Source organism: Duganella sp. BJB476 (genome assembly GCF_003416895.1).
GTDB lineage: Bacteria > Pseudomonadota > Gammaproteobacteria > Burkholderiales > Burkholderiaceae_D > Rugamonas.
In genome coordinates, this window is the sequence record NZ_QVIO01000005.1 from 154,743 (window position 1) to 174,309 (window position 19,567).

Genomic DNA, 19,567 nt, shown 5'->3' on the forward strand with positions numbered 1-19,567 from the left:
AATGACTTTCATCCGCCCCCGCATTGCACTCACCCTGACCCTATGCGCAGCACTGGGCGCCCACGCCGAGGCACCGCGCGCGATGCGCTACTCGCTCGAAGGCCTCGAGGCGCCGGTGCGCATACAGATCGACACCTGGGGCGTGCCGCACATTTACGCCGTGCGCCTGTATGACGCGTTCTACGCACAGGGCTTCATGGCCGCGCGCGACCGGCTGTGGCAGATCGACCTGTGGCGCAAGCGCGGTCTCGGTGAAATGGCCAAGGACTTCGGTCCCGCCTACGCCGAGGGCGACCGCATGGCGCGCGCGGTGCTGTTTCGCGGCGATATGTACCGCGAATGGATCGCCTATGGCGACGACGCCAAGCGCGTGGCCGAGGCCTTTGTCGCCGGCGTGAACGCCTATGTGCGCCTGACCGAGCGCGAGCCGGCGCTGCTGCCGCCAGAATTCAAACGCCTCGATTATCGCCCGGGCACCTGGAAGGCGGACGACATCGTGCGCATCCGTCACCATGGCCTGACTCTCAACTTCCTCGGCGAGGCAACGCGCGCACAAGCCCGCTGCAAGGGCAAGACCGACGGCGAACGCGCCGACTGGCTGCGGCGCGAGCTCGACCCGCCCGTGACACCGCAACTGGCCCAAGGTCTCGACCCGTGCGACATTCCCGTGGCCGCCATCGAGAAGGCCTACGGCCTGGCCACGGCGGTGGCGCGCTTTCCGAAAGAAGCGTTCACCGCGCAGCTGGCGGGCACGCCGGCAGCGGCCGAACTGTATGCGCTGGAGCCGGCCGACGGCGAGAACATGCGCAACACCGGCTCGAACAGCTGGGTGGTTGCGCCTTCGCGCACCAGCACCGGCCGCCCTATCCTGGCCAACGACCCGCACCGCGCACACGGTGCGCCGTCGCTGCGCTACATCGTGCACCTGGACGCGCCGGGACTATCGGTGGTCGGCGCGGGCGAACCTTTCCTGCCCGGCATTTCGCTCGGACACAACGAGGACGTGAGCTTTGGCCTGACGCGCTTCTATATCGACCAGGAAGACCTGTATGTGTACGAGACCAATCCGGCCGACGCGCACGAATACCGCTATCAGGGCCGCTGGGAACCCATGCAGCGTGTGACCGAAGCGATCAGCGTCAGGGGTGAAGCCACGCCACGCACGGTCACGATCGACTACACGCGCCACGGCCCCGTGCTGCACGCGGCGGATGGCCGCGCCTATGCGCTGCGTGCCGCCTGGCTGGATGTGGGCATGGCGCCTTACTTCGGCGCGGTCGCCATGATGCGTGCACACACCTGGGACCAATTCAACGGCGCACTGAATCGCTGGGGCGCCCCTGGCCTGAACATGGTGTACGCCGACCGGCGCGGCAATATCGGTTGGCATCCGGTCGGCCTGACGCCGATCCGGCCCAACTGGGATGGGTTGACGCCGGTACCCGGCGACGGGCGTTACGAATGGGCCGGCTACCGCTCGATGGACGAGTTGCCGACGGTGCTCAATCCGGCCGCCGGTTTTGTCGTCACGGCCAACGAGAACGGTATCCCGTCCGGCCACCCGGCCGCGAAGCTGGGCATCGGCTACGAGTGGAACGACAGTGCTCGCGCGCGGCGGCTCAATCCCCTGCTGGCGGCCCAACCCAAAGTGAGCGTGGCGCAGGCGCAGGCGTGGCAGAACGATGTGGTGTCGATGCCCGCGCGCCAGTCGGTCGCACTGCTCAAGGATCTGCCGGCCAACGGCGACGCTGTCCGCGACGCGGCGCTGGCATTGCTGCGCGGCTGGGATGGCAGCGAGTCCGCCGACAGTGCGGCGGCGGCGCTGTACGAAGTGTGGATGTCGAAGTATTTGCGCCCGGCCGCGCTGGCCGCCATGCTGGGCAAAGACGGCGCTGCCCTGGCCGCGCCGGGCGACCAGGCGCGCGTGCTCGAAGCACTGGCGGCGCCGTCCGGCTGGCTCACGCCGGCGCAACGCGATGAGGTCCTCGGCAGTTCGCTCAAGGCCGCCATGACAGAAACGGCGCGCCTGCTCGGCCCCGACGCGAAAACCTGGCAATGGGGCGCCCTGCACCACGCGGCCTTCCATCACCCGATGGACCAGCTGTACGACGCGGCCACCGCCAAGCGCATGAACGTGGAGGCAGGTCCGATGGGCGGTTCGGCCTACACGCCGATGGCGGCCGCCTACCGCGCCAGCGACTTTGAACTGACCGCCGGCGCTTCGGTGCGCATGGTGCTGGATGTCGGCAACTGGGACGGTTCGCGCATCGTCAATGCGCCGGGCCAGTCCGGCAACCCGGACAGCCCGCACTACCGCGATCTGGCGCCGCTGTGGGCGCGGGGCGGCTATTTTCCGATGCTGTACAGCCGAACGGCGATCGACAAGGCGACCACGGAAATCATCGAGCTCGCGCCAGCAGTGCGCTAGACAGGCGTCGTATTCCAAACAAATATAGTCGCTAACAAGGTGTAGGGCTACAGAGATGTTTTGGCGTAACTGACGCGCTGGCTAAAGTCGCTATTAACTGTATCTTGGAATATTCGAACTGTTAAAGCGTGCAAATATAGTCGCTAACTTCTGTGTGTTCGTTTGTGCGCCGATTTGACCCACTATGATTGACCCGCCTTTTCCGACATAAAGCCTGTGAATAGATGAGTTACGGGCCAAGTCGCACGAGTCAGCCGGCAATGCAAATCTATCCTTAAGGTTGGGTCAAAAGTTCATGCAAATCAACAGTTTGACCGGCTGTCGAAATGCGATCGCTGGGTTTCGACTATGTGGGCGCGCAAATACGATGATCGCGTCGACTTCTCGGTTCTAAATCGATATTGGGGTAGAACACTCCCCAATAGACTATGCCCAGAGTGTTGGTTGTTTTGTGACGAACAATGTCTTAATCGGAACTTTTCTTGCAACCGGAGGCATTAGTGCTCGTTGTCGTGCAACCTCCACCCTCTCAGTCAGGATCTCACCGATCGCCCTAAGGCGCTGGTCTTCAGCAGCCCGAACGGGCGAACGCGGGATCCAGCGCGGGAGCGAGCGGAACTTTTGAGCGAAGTTCCTTAGGAAAGTACAGGCATCCGTTTGAAAATGTAATGGGCAATCAGGATGGCGGAAAAACGGCTCGTACAGAAATTCGACGAGCTCGAGCAATACTGAAAGCGTTACTCCCGCTTTGGAGACCGCGTCCAGCAGTTCTTCGACGACTTTGTTAGAAGTGATAACATCGCTTTGGCGCGAACCGAAAATGCCAGCGACCTTGGCCAATCCCCCTTGAAGAGATTCGCCGCCCTGCAGGCACATGAATAATAAGTCGCGAGCGTCAACATAAACATGGGTCCGGTTGCTGCGAAACATTTGCTGGGTGGCGTTGCGGTACGTTATCCAATCCAAATGGCCAGTATTCACGGCGTGGATCATGATCGCCTGAGGCCAAATCCCTTCGACCTTAAGGCAGATATCAGCCATTTGTCGACAGTGGAGATCGACTGACAGCAGGATGGCTTTCCTTTCTATCGCCAGGAGCAATGCGGCGTACTCGTCGTCACCGAGCTTGCCGTCCATGTCAGCCATCTCAATTGACAGATCGCTGGTACCGTACACGGCGCACACTTCGCAATACCTTGAGATGGCAGCGGCAATGCGATCATAGAAGCCAATTTTTTTAGACGCGTAGTCTGCGGGGTAAGCGAAGATCCTGAGTTGCCCTTCGATCTCGCAAGCGCGTCCAAGAGATCTATCATCAGCGGCCTCTTCACGCAGTCCGTTCAGCATTTGAACTGCCGTCGCACTGATATACACTACGGGCACACTCGCAAGTGATGCCTCACAGCCAAGCGACACAAGGTCGCCAAGGGTCGCAAGGTCGACTACAATGGCTTTCACGTCGGCATTTTGAAGTAAGCCGGCGCGTGTACGCTCCTCGTTGGTGCCCAAAGAAATGCGCAATGGGCTTGCGTCAAGCGGCCAATCCCTGATCAGTTCAACCGTGGTTGTCTGAAGCGCGTGCGCCATAATGCCTAAGGTCATCGGACCGTTGGCATAGGCGTCGAATACAAACTGGGCATTTCTACTACCGGGTTGAGCTAGCTTACGGAACGCCGAAACATCCACGCTCCCATCCTCGTTGATTACCTGGACCGATTGCACCCGAGGGATGCCCTCGGGCGTCTGGTTGGCCATCTCCTGAATGGTGTGCAGGAGGTGCAAGTAAACTGGAATGATCCGTTCAATCAAAAAGGCACGAGGCGATCCGAACGGTCCTTTGATGTCAACCGTGTCGCCGACGCTCTTACCGATGACAGCGATCGCGACATCGCTCGTCGCCTGGAAATAAGTCAGTTGCTGGGGCAGGGCCTCCATGCAATCGGGGTCGATATTGACGGTCATTTCGGCACCGTTTTCGCTCCTCATTATGCAGCTTGTACCCGGAGCCGCAACACCGATCGGAGCCGTCAGTTCAGATAGTTCCCTCTGCATCATAAAGCTCATCATGTAGGCACTGGCGGCCTCCGTGGATTGCATGTTTGATCGCATCATGCAGTACAGACTGCGCATGCCGTTCGTTGGTGTTCCAAACTGAAATTGCAGCGATGCGACCTGAGCCACTTGTCGAAACGAGCCCTGCAGCGGTTCCGGAACTTCGCCAAGCAGGGCGATGAATTTTTCCTTAGAACCTCCGAAATGCTCGCAGTGCAGCGCCAATAACCATGATCCGGCGTACATAGGGCTCCGCTGAATCTGTTCCTTCGCCATCTCGCTGAGAAGATGCCAATCGGTGGCTTTCTGCGCAAGGAAAATGGCTGCCTCGCGTGTACTGTCGTCGTTGACCCATTCGGGCGGGAAGCTAGCTAACAGATCACGCGCCTTCGCCCTTAAACCGGACTCGACATACGCGCGAAACAGTCGCCCATGTAATTCAGAAAACTTCCCTGTCGAGCAGTACGGTGCATAAATGATGGCTGCTTCGGAAAAGCGCTTGGCAAAAAAGAGGCAATCAGCGAGCATCAGGCGCATTTGGGGGCCAGCCTCTTCGGTGATCGCTGCTGCAACAGCATCGAGTCGCTGCGCACCAGCGTCGACTTGGTTCGCCGCGAGTAGCGTCCGGACAGCTACCAGCGCTGCGCCGGGGTGGTCCCCACGAACGTACCCGATCGCCAAGGCTTCACGAACCGCTTCCGTATCGGAGCCGCGATGAAGAAGTGCAATTGTGCGTAGCGCTGAGACCACTTTGGGGACTACGTCGGTTGCCTCGATCTTAGCTGCATGCAGCGCCAGCTCGTCTACCAGCTCGACATCGCCGCGCGATGCGGCGCCTTCCGCGACCATCATGATTGAGGCCCCCTGCAGTTCACTTACTTTGCCCTTGACGGATTCCATCATTTCGTCAGGACGCCCCAGCGCGAGGAGGGACGCCAGTTTTAAACCAAGCAAGTGTTCAGGATATGGATCCATCGAACTCGCCTCTGTGCAAAGCGACAGAAGATCATCGTATCGGTCCAACAGGTAGTAGGCATAGCAAAGGTTGGAAACGTCTGCAGGAAGCGTCACTAAACTCTGATTTGTCCAGAGGGCCGTAGTGCGAGGATGGAATATCTCCACGGCTTCCGCGAGCGCCGCCATAGCATCGGCGTCGATAAGACCGTAAGTCCGCTTGACCGGATCGCCAGCGGCCCACGAGAGCGCCGTCGCGAACGCTGCCGATTTGCTCGGCTGGCGTGCATCCGGATGACGGAGTATCTGCCGGCCGTATGCCCAACTCTGTTTCATGTCGCCGGCCTTTTGTGCAGCAGAACACATGGCAGTTAGCACATCAACGTCGCCAATGAGTTCCGGCGGCACGTCGTCGATGGTGAGCATCTCGCCGGCGTCCAGTCTCGCGTATGCCGTCGCCGCCCAGATGTTGCCGGAACCGGGAAAGGCTTTTGACGCCGCCTTTCCTGCGACGACAGCTTCGGCAACTCTGCCAAGGAGATGGAGTCCTCGGACACCTGCGGCGGCGATTTTTTCGTCATGGGGGTACAGGCGCGCTGCTTCCAAAAGATCGTCGGCGGCCCCCTTTCCATCAAACAGATGCACACGACAGACGCTGCGTTGCACGTACCACCTTGCCTTTTGATGTTCATCAAAAGCATCGAATGACCGCCAAATCTCGTCGAGTCGCTCGTTCGCATCGCGATACCGGCCAGCTTTGAGAAGGTCGTTGATACCGTCGATATTGCTTGTCACGACCTGGTTCAGTGAGCTTTGGCGGGACGCGGGGACCGAAGTGTCATTGGATGCCGACTGCGCAAGGGAGACTTGCCTGGACAGTTGATCAAAGCGTGCCACCATAGCCTGGTTCATCGACTCTTGCGTTTCGCCGAAACGATGGAATGAGCCGCCAGGGGAAATTGGGTCATACAAGGAAAGTAATTTGACGCTTCCCGTTATATGGGCCTCTATCTCCTCCCAAAAATCAATCTCGACGGGAAAATGGCCGGCTGCCTCGCGCTCGTCGGACAGCAGCAGCACCTTGCCCACCAGATTCGAATCGCTCGCCGCAGTTGTGGCGATAATTAAGCGCTTGATTGAGACCTCGCCGGAGTCGGCAGCAGCGACCTCCTTTTCGACGTGCCGAAACGTCAGGCCGCCATCCTTGTATCGCTTGCACTGGATGCCAATCCGCCCTTCACTTGCGCGCACGAACACGTCGACTCCCGATTGCTTTTGTCCGCGGCGCCCGTTGCGTTTAGGGCTGGAGTCGCTGTGGACTTCACCGTACACGCGTGCGCACATTCCTTCAAACTCGGCGTCGTCGGATGGCTTTTGGATTCTGTGCGCGTAGAATTGGGACAAGGCCGGCTCGGGTTGGTGTTGACTCTTGGCATTATCGCACTACCTAAGGTCTCGCCGTTGAAAATGCGTGAGCCGTGCGAGATCAATGGTGCAATCATCGTGTTGGTGCCGAAGCGCTTGGCTGCACAAGGTAACGTTGCAAATTGCGGCCCAGACGCGTCCGGCAGACGCGCTTCGCAACTCCCCGGCGGTCCGCGGGCTCCGATTGCTAGCCGCCTGGTGCACACCTGCATGCACCGGTTCTTTCCTCAGCGACATGGCGGCGTTCCCGGCACGAAGCCCAAGGTCTGGGCTGGTATGATCACTGGAGCTGTCGGCAGGTTGATAGCCAAGGGGACGAACGAGAACAGCGCTTGGTAGCGGACGGGGGGCAGCTACCGGCACTTGCTGGATCGCAGATGCGCACCCGCACCAGGCTGATGCAGCTGGCGTCGTAGGGGTCATTCATGCACACCAGTCTGTTGCTGGCCGGGCAGGCCGGCAGGTTGGCCGGCGCGATCGGCACGCTCGTGAGCGTACCATCGCTGCCCCGCAGCTGCGCCATGTAGTCGATGCGGACGTAGGCATCGGTGATGGGGGCGCCGAGCGGCAAGCCTCCCGGGCCTTGCCTGAAGATCGCCGTCTGGCGCACCGTCGCCATATCGCCGCCTGGTCGCTGAAGTCGGCGTTGACGGCGGCGTGGGCGGCCCGGCGCGCCGCCATTTGAATGGAGTTGAACATGTACATAAGCCGGGCGAGCTCGATCACCCCGAACATCAGCATCAGCATCAGCAGCAGCATCAGCACCAGCACCAAAGCGAATTCCGCGACCACCGCGCCGCGCTGGCGGCCAGGCGGCTTGACCTGCGCGAGGCTAGCGGCCGACATAGGGCTGGGAGACGTAGGTGGCGATGTAGATGCCCAAATTGTTCGCCGCGTCGAAGTAGTTGTTGGTCTCCGCCGCATACAGGGGATCCTGCACCGCCTGCTGCGTCCAGGCTTGCAGCGTATCGGGTACCGTGTAGCCCACGCAGGCGCCGCTGTCGCAGTAGACGCCGTGGTACACCGGATAGTCTCCCGGCTTCAGCTCCACCAGCTCGGCCGTCATGATGTCGTTCGCTGCCGCAGCGGCCGCAGGCGCCAGCATGATGTCGGCCATGATTGAATAGGGTGTCTGTGCCAGATAGAGTTGCGCGTCCTGGGCCGCACCCAGCGTGACCGTGTAGTGCCACCACACCCGGCCCAGGAACAGCGGTACCGATCTTCCAGGAGCAGGTCATGTCGATCGCGATGGTCGCCGCCGGTTTCACGGCGGGCGAAGCAGACCACTTGCGGCGCGCCATGTCGGCCTGGAAGCGCAAGGGCGGGCTGGAAGAGTTCGATCAGAAGCTTCTGGAGGGGATGGCGTCGCGCGGCTACACCGAGCAGTTCGCGCAGTCGATCGTGGCGCAGATCCGGGGCTTCGCCGAGTACGGTTTTCCGGAGTCGCACGCGCACAGCTTCGCGCTGATCGCCTATGCCAGCTGCTGGCTAAAATGTCACCACCCGGCCGAGTTCCTGGCGTCGCTGCTGAACTGCCAGCCGATGGGATTCTACTCGCCGTCGGCGCTGGTGCAGGACGCGCGCCGCCACGGCGTCGAAGTGCTGCCGGTTGATGCCTGCGTCAGCGGCTGGGAGGCATCGCTGGAGCCGCGCGCCGATGCCTGGCCTGCGGTGCGCCTGGGGCTGAACTTGATCCGCGGCCTCGAGCGCGAGGCCGGCTGGCGCGTGGAGGAAGCGCGCTCCGCGCGGCCGTTCGCCAGCACCCAGGACCTGGCAATGCGGGCCGCGCTGACGGCGCACCACATGACCGACCTGGCCGCCGCCAACGCGCTGGCGTCACTGGAAGGCAACCGCCGGCAGGCGCTGTGGCAGGCCGCGTCCGGCGTGCCCGACCGTGGCCTGCTGCGGCACGCCGCCATCGAAGAAGCGCCGGTGGCGATCGCTGCGGCGACCGAAGGGCAGGAGATCGTCGCCGACTACCGGCGCCTGGGGCTGACGCTGGGACGCCATCCGCTGGCCTTGCTGCGCGATGAGCTATACCGCCGCCGCTTCACGCCTTCTGATGTGCTGCAAAGTTTCGAAGACGGCCAGTTGGCGCGCGGCTGCGGCCTGGTGACGGTGCGCCAGCGGCCGGGCACCGCCAACGGCGTGACGTTCCTGACACTGGAGGACGAAGGCGGCACCATCAACGTGATTGTGTTCCCCGACCTGGGCGAGAAACAGCGCACGGAGCTGGTGAAGTCCAGGCTGCTGGGCGTGTACGGTGTATGGCAGTCGCGCTCAGGGGGGCGCAACCTGATCGCCAAGCGGCTGGTGGAGTGTTCGCATTTGCTGGGAGACCTGAGCACCAGGTCCCGCGACTTTCATTGACCAGGCAGTTCATGCAGTGGACCAGATGGCAGCAGTCGCGCTGTCGCGTGCCACGCCAGCGATCCTTTCGCGACAGTGCTTGCCCGACCAAGGCGACATCCCCCCTACGCGCCGGGCCCAACCGGCTCCGGTCCGGGTTCGCTGTTGTGGCGATGTTGGTAAAATGCTAGTATTTGAATAATGGCAATGCCCTCACAGCGTCTGTCGCCGACGCGTCGGCTGGCCTGAGCAAACAAGCCGGTTGCTTGTCGGCTAACTGAACCTTGCGCGAACCGGGATGGGCTACCGAGCATCGCGTTCCTGTTTTTGTTCACAACGCCGACGCGCGCTGGCAGGCGCTCGACGCCATCAGCAGTGCAGTCAATCAGGTCGCGCCAAGGAGAGTAAGCCATGTCAGAAGTCCAGCATTTGAAGACGACGTTCGACCCGATGAAGCTGGACGAGATCATCGCGAACGCCAACGAATACGATCCGATCCTCCTTAGCAGTGTCGGTGGCAATGTAGATCTCATGGAACTGACGAGCTGCAGCGGCACTGCCGACTTCCTGGTGAAGGTGTACGGACGTAACGAGTTCTTCAAGGGAGCACTTGAGATCGTTGTCCCCAGAAATGACAACGGACCCGAGTTGAAGGGCTCCCGCTCGGCCACGGCGACGGAATCGGAAAAAGCACGGACTGTCGATCGAGACCACTCCATCAAGTTTTCAACCGACTGCCGGTCAGAGCTGCTGCAGCTCAAAGCCAAGGGACTAGGCGTCCTAGCCAGCCATTACATCACGGTCATCAAAAGCGGGGATGATATCGCCGTACTGCATGGATGGGCCTCCAAGTTCTCGATGTTTAAAACGCTCAACGACCAGGGCGTGCCGGATAACAACAGGCTCTTTATCGAAAATGCCGAACAGCAGTTGCAGGAGTTTCTCACCTGCGGTGCGAAGTTAGAGGTAAGTTCGCTGGCAGGGCTCATTGCGGCTCAGCCCGCGCCCGCGCGACGTGTGCCGCCAGTGTCGAGACTGAAGCCATCATCCGCATCGATCACGGGTCCCGCGCTGCCCGCGCAGGATAGGTCCCCGGCAATCCCCTCGGCGCCGCGGCTGGATGCATGGTCGGCGGCCAGGGTGCCGCCGACGTTACGGTTGCCGCCGCCACTGACTGGTTCCTCGGCGCCGAGGTTGGATGCGTCGCTGTCGTCCGAGTCGCCGCCGGCGTTGTCCTTGCCGCAGCCAGCGATTAGTTTCCCGGCAGTGCCCTCGGCGCCGCGCTTGGACGCGTTGCGGTCTCCAATCTCGCCGCCTGAGTTCTCGTTGGTGCTGCTTCCGATCGTGATGCCGAATGCCTGGGAAGTCGTTTGCCGGTACAAGAAATTGCAATAGGAATACGAACAGCTTCTGGTTGGAGGCCTCTACACGGTTAAACAAACAAGTGGTGCATAGACCGCAGTGTCAGCGCAGTCCCGGCAGCACTGCCTGTCGCTGGCGGCGACGGGTGGGCCACCGCAAGGTGCGCCGAAACAGCAGGGATAGGCGTGCATGCCTGTTCTACTTGGATAGTTGACCAGATTGACGTAGTTGACACGGTTGATGGATGGTGTAAACTGGCCGTTAGCTACAGGAGCCCATCATGACCACACTTGCCAGAAAGAAAGTCAGCGCCTCGGCCGTTCAGGTGCCGCCTGTGCAGGACCGGCAGCGGCCTGTCAGAGGCGTACCGCCGGGGGCTGCCGGCGTCGGTGCGGTGATTCCGGGTTCCGCCATCGAGCGCGCATTGAATCTGGGTGAGGGTTACTACGTCCTCAAGTTCCGCTTCCCCAAGGCGGACAAACGTGGGGGATCGGGGCCGGCCGACGCTCCCGTGGAGTTCCTTGAACATGGCGTTCCGACCATCGATCCGGCTGCGATCGATGCCCTGTTGAACAGAGGCGCAGGGCACTTCGTCCAAACACCTGGCGGGACGGGCGCGCGGCGCGGTCGTGGACGGCGTCCTCAGGCAGACAACGAAGCGTTCACTGCGAAGGTGAACCTGGAGAGCGTGAATTCCCGGCAAGTGCACCTTGCCGAGGGGCGATTGCTGACGTCCGCAGATCTGTGCGAGCGGCTCGGCATTTCCCGCCAGGCCTTGAGCAAGGCAGTGAAGGAACAGCGCATGTTCTATGTGGACGGGCTGTCCGGCTCCCAACTCTATCCGGCATTCTTCGCGACCGGCAAGGCGGAGCGCCGCAAGTTGGAGCAGGTCTCGCAAGCCTTGGGCGATCTGCCTGGCCCGAGCAAATGGGATTTCTTCATTTCACCCAAGTTATCCCTGAACGAACGTTCGCCGGTGGCCGCGCTGGCGGACGGAGATTTGCCGAAGGTCCTCGCTGCCGCTGGCGCATTCAGGGGCCGCTGAATTGGCCGCGTCGTCGCTGGGGCCACCGCCGGCCGTCCTCTCTTCCGAACCGTTTCGCGCCACCCTGGTGGCGCCGGAAACATTGTTTCGCATCAGTAGTTACACGACGGGCGAGCCGTTTTTCGGGCGGTCGGGCGGCAACCGCTTCGACGCACCTGGGTGGGTAGCCGGTGCGTCGCAATTCGGCGCCTGCTATCTCGGTGCTACATTGGAAGTCGCGTTGGCAGAATCAGTGCTGCACGACCGGCTTGCCGTGGCGGGAAAGTTCATGGTCGCCAATACGGTGCTTGCCGGGAGCTATGTGCATCGTTTTGACGGCGAGAAGCTTCGTTTGCTGAACCTGACTGGCGCCATCCTGAAGCGGTTGAACGGACACGCTGAGCTGACCGGCACCGGCGACTATCACCTGCCCCAGCAATGGTCGCTGGCGGTGTTCAATAACCCCGCCATGTACGATGGCTTCATTTATGCGTCGCGGCATGCGACCTTGAGCAAGGCTGTGGTGCTGTTCGACCGCGCACAGTCCAAGCTGCACAGCGCGTCGCACTCTGTCTTGATCCGAACTCCAGGGTATGTCACCGTTGCGAGGAAGTTCGGCATCGTGGGCATCTGACCTGGACCCCATCCAGGATTCCCAATATTGAGAGGCCATTGCGGTGTGCTATGCGGGTCGCGGAATCGCTACGCCAGTCCTGGGAATGCAACTAGCCTCAGGGCAGGCTGGCGTTTGTAGTGGGTAAAGTCGCCGCCGAAAATGGGTGATCTCTCTCCACTTGCCGGCGTCGATGCTGAACCAGATGCCGCTGCGCCGGCACAGGCCTGGATGACAGCCAGGTCGGTTTCTCGCGCCTGGGCGCTGCTCGTGTTAGCGCAGCAGAGCGAAGCTGAAATGGCTGGCGTCGGCGGCGAAGCCGTGCTCGCGGAGCATGGACTCGATGACTTGCCGGAAGCTCCGGTCGATGAACAAACGGCACCCCGAAGAAAAGTTACGCGTAAAAAAACGTCATCGACACGAAAACCGCCAACGCGTATAGTCTTTGAGCGCACGACAACGCTGGACGCGTTCCCGACGATGCGTCGCACCTGCCTGCTAGGACGGGCCTTTGACCTGAGGACAACAATGTTTGATATTGAAAGAAGCATAACGTTCGACCGTCCACCGATCGAATCGGGCAACTACTGGGTTCTTTTTGACGACGACAGTACCGGGGAGCTGTTGTGGGATGGTCAGAAATGGGTCACCGAAAAGACCGTTCTGCGCTACTGCGGCCGTCCGATGGGGATAGATGACGAAGAAAAAGCTCAGCACATCAGCAACATCCTGGCTGGCTTCCATGTCCCGGTTGGGCACCATGAGCGGACCATCGCTCAACAATCAGCTATGCGACTGGCGCGTTCGAACGCCGATCGTAGTGAAAACGCCGCGACCGATTCGGTGGTGAGAAGCCGACGTACAGACGCCTGTGGTTACTACAAAGTGGCCCAATCGCTGGGTGTCAGCTTCGTTTCGCCCCCGGTGTCAGAGAGTGCTATCGATGGTGGCCACATTGCGAGCGCGACCGATAGAAAGGTATTAGAGGCGTTCTGGCAGCTCATAGCGCAAGAAAAGCGGGACTCCATTACGACGATCGTCGAAGGCTCTGGCCCGCGCAGTAACGATTTGCGAGAATGGCTGGTCGAGCGGGCCTCTGATTAACTTGAGCCCAGCGATACTGGACCGGCCAGTTGTTGCCATAGGCCTAGCCTACGCCACGGTCCATAATTTCCAACCATGCTCGGAGGTCGTCGACACCCACGATCACGAGCATATTTTCACCTGTACCAGGCTGCAGGTGAGTAATCGCATCACAGCCGCCACCTGGCTGCGATAGATCGTCTCATGCGACACGTGGTACTCCTCGTAGCTCGGGAACAGTTGCCTGAGCCATCCAGCAACCTGTTCCGGCGACCATTGCAACTGGAGCTTGCTGGTGACCATAATAAGCTGTGTTGATTTGCATCGAAAACTGACCCACTTCACCCCATAATTTGCAGGCGAATCTGGCCCACGCATAAGACACAATCCTGCTCATGACATTGAGCGGGGAAATGGAGTGATCGACGTGGAGCTACTACGAATTATTCGACGCTGGCACATTCGTGACCAGGTCCCATTGAGAGAGATCGCCAGGCGCTTGGGCATCTCCAGAAACACCGTCCGACGTTATCTCCGCTCGGAGATGGTGGAGCCCGCCTACCCTGAGAGGCGTGCAGCCAGCGCCATCGACAAATACGCCTTCCAGCTCGCTGCCCTGCTCAAAACAGAGGCTATCGGAAATAATGAGAAACGGGGAGAGTCCAACCAAGGCCGAGGCAGCTATAAGGGCCGCGCACGCAGCCCTCCAAACAATTGCTGGAGCCACGAACGGGCCTTAAGAGCCTAGTGATATCGGGAAATCAGCTTCAGGAGCTAAGGCGCGTCCTGCTTTCGTGACAAAGCGAAAGAATTTCCAAGGTTAGGTAGCGTCGTCGGCGATGTCGTCAAAGATACTTCTCGTGCCGTGCTTTTTCTCAGCGGGTTCCACAGTTCCCAAAGTCCGGGCACTAACTTTCAGCTCCGGAGGCTCGGTCTCGGCGATCCACTCGTTGGCGAGGTCGACCTCCCTTTCAATGACCTTGGCCACGTTTTCGTCTTCCTCGAATTGCTTCCGGAGAGTGCTGAGCGATTCGAGCATGTCCTGCATGTGCTCGTCAGGAGAAACGTCGGGATCATGACTGCGCTGCACCTTAAGCCGCACGTCTGCGAGCTTCGGCAGGAGGTCAGTACGCACTGTCTCCACGAGCCGATCGAATTCGCTGTCAGTGAAAACGCTGCGTATGCCGGCATCGGCCAGTGCGTGCATGTCTTCCCCCTCAATCGCGTAGTTACTTACCGTCTCGACGAACTCTTTGCGATTCACCTCGGGCAGGAGGTCGAAACCGTGCAGTCTAACGGCCAACTCTACCTCGGCAACTACGCTAAGGCAAAGGCTTGGCTGCGATACCCGATTCGCGATGTCCGGATCCTGCTCAAGGTAGAGCGCGAGGAATTCCTTAGAACAGCGGTTTGCAAGAAATTGATACAGCGCCCGTCTTGCTCCCCACGAGGACATCCACTGCACTTTGTACTGGTCGCTGGCGGTGAATTCGAGGAGACGCGCGCACATCGTTGGAAAAAGCGATCTCGGGACGACGACCGCTTTCTCCAGGCCGACGTTTCCGCAGGTGACTTGTGAAATAAGATTTTCCGGGGAGCTGCCACTCAGGAAAATCCCGAGCAGATCCGGGCTGAACGCTAGTGTCGCCGCGTAGGCGTCGCCTATGGTTGGGTGCTTGAAACGCCAAACGTGTTCGTCGTCAACCTGCAGTTGAGTCACCAGGCTGCCATTGAGCGCGTTGAGCGCCGCAATACAATCCCCCAACGTGCTGCCGAGCATTTCCAGCGCCTGCCGCTCCGAGCCTTCTAGGCTAACGGGGCTTTCGAGGTTGTCTTTCCTCATGTAGACTAAGCCGAGCGCGGCCTTGCTGCTCGCGTCCAAGCTCTGGATCACTTCGAGCAGGAGCTGCTCGCGCTTTTCCACGAACTGGCCTAGGTGGTACTCGCTGAGATAAAGCTCCTTGGTAAATAGCGGATCCGCAACGCGTCGTGCCGTCTCCGGGATGAAGCGCGCATGTGCCGCCACGTATTCCAGATGGTCCTTGATCTTCGCACGAAATGAAGAAGGCTGCTTGCCCAGCTTCAGGTGGTTGTACAGGATCTGCTCCCTTTCGAAGGCGGACAGGTCGTGGACGTCGATCACGACCTGGCTTTCGCTGAGGAGAGGAAAGGCGCTTTCCTTGAGGTCGTGGCGAGCGCGGTTGTAGATGTAGTCCCGCGAGGTCATGACGATCTTGGCATCTTTGCGGAGCATCGCCCTTACTTGGGCTAGCGAGTGGTTCCACCCGTGCGCTAGATCTGACTCGTACTGCGTCACGCCGAATGCGTCGTCGATCCAAAAAAACTGCGACGGTTCATCCACGTTCCAGTGCTCGACGACCTTTGCCGGATCGGCCAGCTTGAGCACCGATGACTTCCACTTGTCGGCGGCAGCCATTGCCAACATCGAGGCGATGGTCGTCTTTCCTGCCGCAGGTTCACCAATCAGCAACACGAAACCGTGCTCGTCCAAGGCATGGACAGCCTTCCGGTAGGAGTCCGTGATGACGACCTTGGCCAAGTCTTCTCGCAGCGACTCTAGAACAGCGCGTGCCTGCGCGTAGGCGCGTTCGTCGAGGATCTGGCTCAGGTCTCCAAGTCCGTACAGACGGGGCACGAGCATCCGAAGCCTCGTGTTTGCTTTGATCTGGTCCTCTATCCAAGTGGGCCCGTATATCAGGACCTGCTTGGCTCCCGCAGTCATTAGCACCGATTTAATATGCCCGTCCTGCTTGCCCGACACGCCTGCATTCGTCATCAGCACGTAGACGTCGCAAAGCCCTTCGGCTGCGAGCCTGCGCACCTTGGGGATTTCGTCGGCCATGTCTGACATGCTCAGGAGGTAACCGGGCTTGCCCGAAAACTTGCACTGAATTACGAAATTCCCGCTGAGATGCTGTCCCGGCGCCGGCGCCCAGTTTCCGGCGAACGCACCATCCCTTCCCGCGTCGTTAGAATCCAGAAAAGACTGAACCGTCTGACCAAGTATCTCCCTAGCGATGGTGAGGCAAAGCTGCTGGAAGCTGTTCCATCCGAGACGGTGCAAGTCGTACATGTAAAAATCCCGTTTAATAGATAAACCATTCGCGTTTCGACTAGGCTTTATTCGGAGATGACAATATGCGCGAATCTCGTCTCAGTCCTTGATCGAGTATCGGCCCTCTCGTTCCTTGAAGGCCCGCTTCCCTCCTTCCAAGAGCGTACAAACAGCCTGCCGAATTCCCGGCGACTCGTCGCTGTGCGCATGTTCTAACGAGCCGCTGCGATAAGTGATCCTCGGGTAATGCTGGGTCGTCGGCCTTTCTGCCGTCGCCACGATAACCTGTTCTGCATCGGTAGCCACGACGAGGTTCGGGTTGTGGGTGACAAGGATTATCTGTCGCTTCTCCTTCGCGGCCCTGATGTACGGCACGAGCTGCGCGTAGATAGACGAGTTGTCCAGATTGCCTTCCGGCTGATCGATGATCAGTGGACGCCTGTCGTCGTCATCCATTAGGAGGTACAGCACGAGAAGCGCAATTCCGCGCGTACCCGGAGACAGGTATTCGAGTTCTGTCCCCCCGTAAAGGATCTTGTAGCTGATGTCCACGTGATCCGTCGAGTACATCCAATCGAACAGGTCCAGCAGCTTGAGGCTCGGCGTCGCTTGCAGGGCTATGAACGAGTCTGGCGCAATCAGGTCGTGAAACTCGCCGAACGCTGCCGCGATTTTTTCCTTCTCGCCGGTTTTCCAAGCTGGGGCCAGGGAATCGAGCGCGAATTTCTCCACAGCGTCCTTGAGGTTGGAAGCCGTGGACTTTCTTCCGTCGTAGAAGCGCGAAGCCTTTTCGAGCCATCCCTTGGTGTCCACGCGATAGCCGGCAGATAATTCGAATTGCATTTTCGAGCCGAGTGCTCCGAGTTGGCTTTTCATCGGCGCGTAGAGTTCCCTCAGCCCTTTTCCGTCCTCCTCCAAAGCCGCGAAATAGCTCTCGTACAGCTCGCTCCTTTCTGCTTGCTTGGCGAGGAGCTGCTTCCTAGCTTTGCCTTCTAGCTCGGATATTTCCTTCGCTATGCGCACGATGGCCGCATCCTGGTCGGCTACTTGCTTCTGCAGGTCCAAAAGGCGCTTACGGTTCTGCTCGTCCTTGGAAAGGGAATCTTGCAGCCCCTTGATTCGCGCTGCTCTCGACGCTAGCGACACGCCATCCGGAACAGCTCCTTCTGCCGGCCCCTTTAACGCGGCTATCTCCGCTTCCAGCGCTTCGGCCACGCCCGCAAGGCTGAGCTCTATGCTGTCGTTCCATAGGGGATGGAGCCCGGCTTCAAGCATTGGGGCCAATTGCGGGATACCCTTGGCGGACTCTGTCAACTCGTCGATCTGCTTCCCGGTGCGTTCCTTGATGAGTACGTAAGCTTTCGCCATGTCATCAATCGCCCGTCTCTGCCGCGACTTCTCCGCTATAAGCTTCTCGACGGACAAGGCCTCGGCTTTTTCCTTTTCGAGCTTTTCGAGGATAGTCTGGTCTGCAAGTGCCTCGACTTCCGGCAACTGCTTCTTAAGTTCTTCGACGCGCGTCTCGGCCTGTTCCTTAAGGGCGGCCTTGGCAGGTATCTGTGCGATCGACTGCATGATCCGCTCGATTTCCCGATGGGTCGCGGCAAGCTCTCCCCGGATCGTATCTCGCTGGGATTGGGACGCGAATTCCCTCGACGCGCGCAATTCCGCGAAAGAGGAAAACCCTTCTTTGCTTCCTTCATCCAAATGTGCGAAGACGACTTCTTCTATCGCCTGCTGAAGCTCGTGGCCATCATGGTCGTTGCTGCAGAGCTGTTCGACAAAGTCCTGCGACAGGTAGCGAACAAGGGGGCGCTGCGCGCGGTAAGGACTTCCAGTTAGGGTTGCATTGGTCGGATCTCCCGCTTCCCATGCCAGGCACGTCTCGATGCCGTTGAGGTGCAAACGGCCTTTCGCGATAAAGGAAGACTGGGACTCCTTCGCGTTGTAGGCACCTGCCGCGAAAGCGATCAGGTCGGCGACTGCGGTCTTGCCGGACCCCTTCTCTCCGATTATGGCCACCAGCCCGGGATTAAGCTGGATGGCGGATTGGGCAAACCACGAGTTTTTCGACGGAATGCGGAGTTCGGATATTACGCGGCTCCTGTCCGACTGCTCAGGCTTAGAGGCGCCGATCGCAACGCGCGCCTCTGGCTCCCACAATACTTGACGCAGCCCTTCGAAGGTCGGGTCGCCCTTAATCCAACAGTACCTGTTCTCGTCGGGCTTGAAAAGCGTGGCGACTGAATGCGCGTCTGAACCGTGAAGGCATGGCTTGAGGGAGCCGTATTGGCGCACGATTTCGGCAACCGGCACGCCAGATTTTTTCCCCACGTAATATTCGCGGTCCTTCGGATTTCCCGAAAATACGAAATGGGCCAATTTCAGCAGCTCGTCCCTCGTTGCGGAAAAGCCGTCGGCGGGCAAGCCGCTAATTCCGTCTTTGCCATTGGCCACACCGATCAAGCAGTTGTCCCTGAGCCATTTCTCACTGGCGATCCATTCCGCAATGGCCTCGTACGACGGCTTGAATTGCTCGATGCCAAACTTGTAGGCTACTTCCTCGTCTTCCAGACCTGCCTGCTGCTTTCTCGCGAATTCGATGAGCTCGTCTCTGCAGCAGCCGTAAGTTTCCCCGTTGTACTTGACTCGGAGCTGGCGCATGGCCCGCTTGATCCTGTCCACATGATCGGGGGCAGTCGGGTCGACGAGGACATGGACATTGAGGGCCTTGCTATCCTTCGTTGCGGGAAGGACGCGCAATTCGATGTTCGGAATAAGTAGGGCAACGGCCCCTAAGCGCGGGTTGGTGGGATGAACCTTCGATTCCAATGCTTTCTCGTAGCCGTCTATAGACATGTAATCCGTTATCCCGACTACTGCAATGCCGTTTGCGAAAGCCGCCGCTTCGAGCGCCGTCACGTATCCTTCCCAATCCATGCCGGGAAACGATGTTCCCAGCTTGCTTTCTGGCGTATGGATGTGTAGATCCCACCGCCGCCACTCCGAACCTCGGGGGTAGCTTGATTCTTTGAAGTTTTCCATTCGGTAGCGCTCGCGGGTAAGGATTGACTACCGGTAATATTGCCGGTTATTGCACATTTGGCAAGCGTTTTCTTTTTGCAGGAGAATGTTACGTGGGGGGCTTCGCTGTTGGCGCCGAGGCCAGATTGCCCCTCAGCGCCGAAGTGCCTGAACCGG

Annotated in this window: 10 protein-coding genes and 3 pseudogenes; 7 read left to right on the forward strand and 6 right to left on the reverse strand. The window is 59.8% G+C overall.

Annotation, left to right across the window (positions count from 1 at the left end; all coding sequences use genetic code 11):
- The first annotated feature begins 1 nt into the window (after window position 1).
- A complete protein-coding gene (locus tag D0T21_RS20490) occupies window positions 2-2,428 on the forward strand; it encodes a penicillin acylase family protein (protein ID WP_116991201.1) in 2,427 nt (808 codons plus the stop codon).
- A 426-nt stretch (window positions 2,429-2,854) separates the two neighbouring features.
- On the opposite strand, the gene D0T21_RS20495 is transcribed toward D0T21_RS20490, so the two are convergent.
- From D0T21_RS20495 to D0T21_RS20505, 3 genes are all read right to left on the reverse strand, one after another.
- The gene (locus D0T21_RS20495) at window positions 2,855-6,838 is read right to left on the reverse strand and encodes a hypothetical protein (protein ID WP_116994473.1); all 3,984 of its coding nucleotides are present in this window, start codon (window positions 6,836-6,838) and stop codon (window positions 2,855-2,857) included.
- Window positions 6,839-7,139: 301 nt separating this feature from the next.
- Window positions 7,140-7,478, reverse strand: coding sequence for a hypothetical protein (locus D0T21_RS20500; protein WP_116994474.1), 339 nt, complete (start codon window positions 7,476-7,478; stop codon window positions 7,140-7,142).
- 213 nt (window positions 7,479-7,691) lie between these two features.
- Window positions 7,692-8,054, reverse strand: coding sequence for a hypothetical protein (locus D0T21_RS20505; RefSeq protein WP_147328142.1), 363 nt, complete (start codon window positions 8,052-8,054; stop codon window positions 7,692-7,694).
- On the opposite strand from D0T21_RS20505, the pseudogene D0T21_RS20510 reads away from it, so the two are divergent.
- The 5 genes and pseudogenes from D0T21_RS20510 to D0T21_RS31780 all read left to right on the forward strand — a co-directional run.
- Window positions 8,048-9,229: pseudogene (locus tag D0T21_RS20510) on the forward strand (OB-fold nucleic acid binding domain-containing protein); the annotation flags it as partial. The gene D0T21_RS20505 and the pseudogene D0T21_RS20510 sit on opposite strands and share 7 nt — an antisense overlap.
- A gap of 390 nt (window positions 9,230-9,619) precedes the next feature.
- The gene (locus tag D0T21_RS20515; protein ID WP_116994477.1) at window positions 9,620-10,603 is read left to right on the forward strand and encodes a hypothetical protein; all 984 of its coding nucleotides are present in this window, start codon (window positions 9,620-9,622) and stop codon (window positions 10,601-10,603) included.
- A gap of 247 nt (window positions 10,604-10,850) precedes the next feature.
- On the forward strand, window positions 10,851-11,615 hold the full coding sequence (locus D0T21_RS20520; RefSeq protein WP_116994478.1) for a helix-turn-helix domain-containing protein: 765 nt from the start codon (window positions 10,851-10,853) through the stop codon (window positions 11,613-11,615).
- A 1-nt stretch (window position 11,616) separates the two neighbouring features.
- Window positions 11,617-12,228, forward strand: a complete 612-nt coding sequence (locus D0T21_RS20525) for an RES family NAD+ phosphorylase (protein ID WP_158568031.1) — start codon at window positions 11,617-11,619, stop codon at window positions 12,226-12,228.
- 141 nt (window positions 12,229-12,369) lie between these two features.
- Complete coding sequence (locus D0T21_RS31780) at window positions 12,370-13,311, forward strand: hypothetical protein (protein ID WP_147328143.1); 942 nt, start codon at window positions 12,370-12,372, stop codon at window positions 13,309-13,311.
- Between the two features lie 165 nt (window positions 13,312-13,476).
- Here D0T21_RS31780 and D0T21_RS32510 read toward each other — a convergent pair.
- Window positions 13,477-13,593: pseudogene (locus D0T21_RS32510) on the reverse strand (IS30 family transposase); the annotation flags it as partial.
- Window positions 13,594-13,717: 124 nt separating this feature from the next.
- On the opposite strand from D0T21_RS32510, the pseudogene D0T21_RS32515 reads away from it, so the two are divergent.
- Window positions 13,718-13,850 (forward strand): annotated as a pseudogene (locus tag D0T21_RS32515) (helix-turn-helix domain-containing protein); the annotation flags it as partial.
- Window positions 13,851-14,110: 260 nt separating this feature from the next.
- Here the strand turns inward: D0T21_RS32515 and D0T21_RS20545 are convergent.
- Complete coding sequence (locus D0T21_RS20545) at window positions 14,111-16,384, reverse strand: hypothetical protein (protein ID WP_116994482.1); 2,274 nt, start codon at window positions 16,382-16,384, stop codon at window positions 14,111-14,113.
- An 81-nt stretch (window positions 16,385-16,465) separates the two neighbouring features.
- Window positions 16,466-19,411: a TrlF family AAA-like ATPase gene (locus D0T21_RS20550; RefSeq protein WP_199539642.1), complete on the reverse strand. Its 2,946-nt coding sequence runs from the start codon at window positions 19,409-19,411 to the stop codon at window positions 16,466-16,468.
- Window positions 19,412-19,567: the final 156 nt, after the last annotated feature.